Source organism: Staphylococcus sp. HMSC62A08 (assembly GCF_001839105.1).
Taxonomy (GTDB): Bacteria; Bacillota; Bacilli; order Staphylococcales; family Staphylococcaceae; genus Staphylococcus; species Staphylococcus caprae.
Genome location: NZ_KV840027.1, coordinates 8,947 through 12,226, shown reverse-complemented (window position 1 = coordinate 12,226; position 3,280 = coordinate 8,947). Strand labels below are relative to the sequence as shown.

Below are 3,280 nucleotides of genomic sequence, written 5' to 3'. Positions count from 1 at the left end.
ACAATTCTTTAAAGATAACTTTAGTTTAAATGTCAAAGCGACCAACGTTGTTGGCAGTGGCGATGGTGTCGAAGTATTCGTGCATTGTGATGACCACGATATAGTATTCAACGCAAGTATCCCTTTCGATAAAGAATCCATTCATGAAAAAGGATCCATGCGAAGTCATGATAATGGTGATGACATGAGTAACATGGTAGGAACCGTATTAAGTGGATTTGAATATAGAGCAAACAAAGAAAAGTTAGACAATCTTACTTCGTTCTTTAGAGAAAATGAAGACAATTATTCATATACTGGCTTTACTAAACAAGCAGTCACAAAAACTCAAGTAGGCGGTTTTAAAAATCAATATTATTATATCTCAGCTGTTCCATACTCCATTAGTGAATATCGTAAGCATTTCGAACCATTAATTAATAAAAATGATTCCGAATTTGTAAGTGGTATGAAAAAAGCGAAAAAGGAATTGAATGATGAATCAAAACCTTATTTAACAACAACTTTCTTTAGTACAAAAAAGAATTTTTCTAAAGATAATTCTACTGATGACATATTGAATTTAGCAGATAAGTTAAAAAGAAATCATTCAATCCCTCATAATTTTAATATGCAGATTCAACTTTCGGACTCTAAAATTAATTCTTCCAATCCTAGTTATAGTAAAAAAGATACTATAAAATATGGAGTGTTTAATCATGAATAAAATAAACGATAGGGATTTAACAGAATTAGGTGGATATTGGGTTTATCAAGACATAGATGATAACGACATTTTTAAAGTAAATGGCAAGAAGTTCAGAGTGGTTGATTCATTTGATGATAGTAAAGAAAGCTCAAACTCAAATGGTGGAACAGATATAAAAACAGTAGAATTATTAGATGATAAAAATCATGGAACTGGTCAGCAAACAATTATTTTCCAAGGAACAGATAATAATGAAAGTATTAATCCTAATAATCCTTTAAAAGGGAAAGTTGCGGATGATTGGCTTCAAAATATTAAATTAATGAATAATAGAAATAAAAAAACAGAACTGATAGAACAAAACCACAATTATGTGAAAAATTATCAACAAAAAATTTATGATGCTAAGCATTTAAAAAATGTTGAATTTTTCAAAAAATATGGTCTAGACTCTAGTAAGTATAAAAATAAAACAATAATAAACTCAGGCGGTAATTCTCAAGGAGCAGTTGGCGCGAAATATGAAGGGGTTAAAAATCCTAATTTAAAAGTAGCAACTACAGACCCTGCTACTCTTCCTGAAGCATCATGGAGAGGTACTAAACCAGGAAACCATAACAATATTATCAATTTCCATAGTACTTATGATATTTTATCTTGGGCACAAGATTCAGTATTTAAAAATAACCCCGGTAAAAGAGTCGATATTGAAAATGGGGTACCTACACTAGAAGCTTTAGCTGATAGTCATTTAGGTTATAAACGTAAATTCAACAAAAAAGATAACACGTATAAAGATATACCCGTTCGTAAAATTAAATCAGTAAAAGATACTGTTACTAAAGATGGTAAAAAAGTGTCTAAAACAATAAATATAAAATTAGATATGGATGGACGTATTCCGATTAACGTGTGGACTGGTGAGTCTATAGCAAGGTCTGGTTCTGGTAAACTGATTAAACTAGATATTGAAAAATTAGGTAACCTTGAACAGCTAGTCACTGGAGAAACTAGTAGAATGTTGTCTGAATGCGTAACTTTCTTAAATGAAAGCTTTAATATATCGCAAAAAGAAAATAGTAACTTTGGAGAACGTAAGCATAAACTCAAGAGAGATTTCATAGATAAAATTCGTCTTGAAACACTAGAAAATTTTTGTAACAAAATTAAGTCTGAAAGAAAATATCTAGAAAGCATTATAGATAAAGTTTTACTTATCCTTTCTCCACTCATGGGCGCTCTCCCCTCATTAGACTTAAAACTTTTAGAAGAAAGAATATCTAGCATCGTTAAGAATTTAGAACGTGGAATTGAAGCTATTCATGACACTGCTGATAATGTATTATCAGACCTATTTAAAAACCTAGATCATGATTTTGCGGATGGTGTATCCGAAGAAATGATGAAACATCTTGAGATAGTCTCTAAAAATATCACTCAAGTTAAAAACCAAAATGATATTTATGGACGGCAAATTGGAGATATAAAAAGTATCATGTCGCAACAAGACGCGACTATAATGGATGGCAATACTAACATTAATTATAGTGGTGAAAATATGGTTTCTGGAACAATCCAGCCATCTAATTATTTGACCCGCAAAATGACAATTTTAAGAGCCCATATTGATAACGCTATTAAAAAGTTATCTGAAAATATTCAAGATATATATAATGAATATTTTAAACCTATTATAGATGATATAGATTTCACAATAAGTGCAATCTATTCTATTAAATATGGAATAGATTCTATATTATCAGCCTTAGATACAGCTCATATTAAAACACTAGTGAAACTCTTACCCACACCAGCTAGTGTATTAACTTCCTATTTAGAAGTATTAAAACATTATTTACTAGATAAGTGGGTACCACTATTAACTGATTTACAAGCAGCTTCGCCGATTCTTGAAAATCATTTGGGTGAAATTATTACGAATACAAAGCCTATGATTGTAAATATGATTTTCGAGCCTAGCCACTATGATGATATGTTTATACTCAATAAAGCAGCTCAAGGACGTTTAGATCAAATGTCTCAACAGTTTGAAGTTGTTTGTAATGGACTTAATGAGAATGAGGGACAAGCGATTAAGACAATGGATGATTCTGCATCGCTAATACGCTCTAATATGAATAAAGTAAAAAATCAATTAGAAAAAATAGCTGTTTATTAATTGATAACCTTAACTATCAAAGACGTTTATAAAAGTTCTCACTTTATAAGCGTCTTATTTAATAATGAATAATTCTCAAATTGAGGTGCTTGATGAAAAAGATATATTGTGCCATTTTAACTTTATCTTTGTTACTTTTTGGTTGTTCGACGATAGATCATCATTTAAACAAAACTGCACAATCAATACCCGAAGAAATGCCAGCCAGTAAATATGTTGGACAAGGATTTCAGCCTAAAGCTGAAAAAAGCGCGGTTGAATATGCGAAGAATCACCGAAAAGAATACGAAAAACTCGGAGAACAATTCTTTAAAGATAACTTTAGTTTAAACGTTAAAACGACCAATGTTGTCGGCAGTGGCGATGGTGTGGAAGTTTACGTCCATTGCGACGACCACGATATTGTATTCAAC

The 3,280-nt window shown here is 31.1% G+C and carries 3 protein-coding genes; all 3 read left to right on the top strand.

Annotated features, from left to right (window positions below):
• On the top strand, positions 1-706 hold a 706-nt coding region (locus tag HMPREF3264_RS00840), incomplete at its 5' end, for a DUF1672 family protein (RefSeq protein WP_083327774.1).
• Complete coding sequence (locus tag HMPREF3264_RS00835; protein WP_070871613.1) at positions 699-2,867, top strand: hypothetical protein; 2,169 nt, start codon at positions 699-701, stop codon at positions 2,865-2,867. The genes HMPREF3264_RS00840 and HMPREF3264_RS00835, both read left to right, overlap by 8 nt.
• A gap of 92 nt (positions 2,868-2,959) precedes the next feature.
• A partial coding sequence (locus tag HMPREF3264_RS12860) for a DUF1672 family protein (RefSeq protein ID WP_256323944.1) occupies positions 2,960-3,280 on the top strand: 321 nt, incomplete at its 3' end.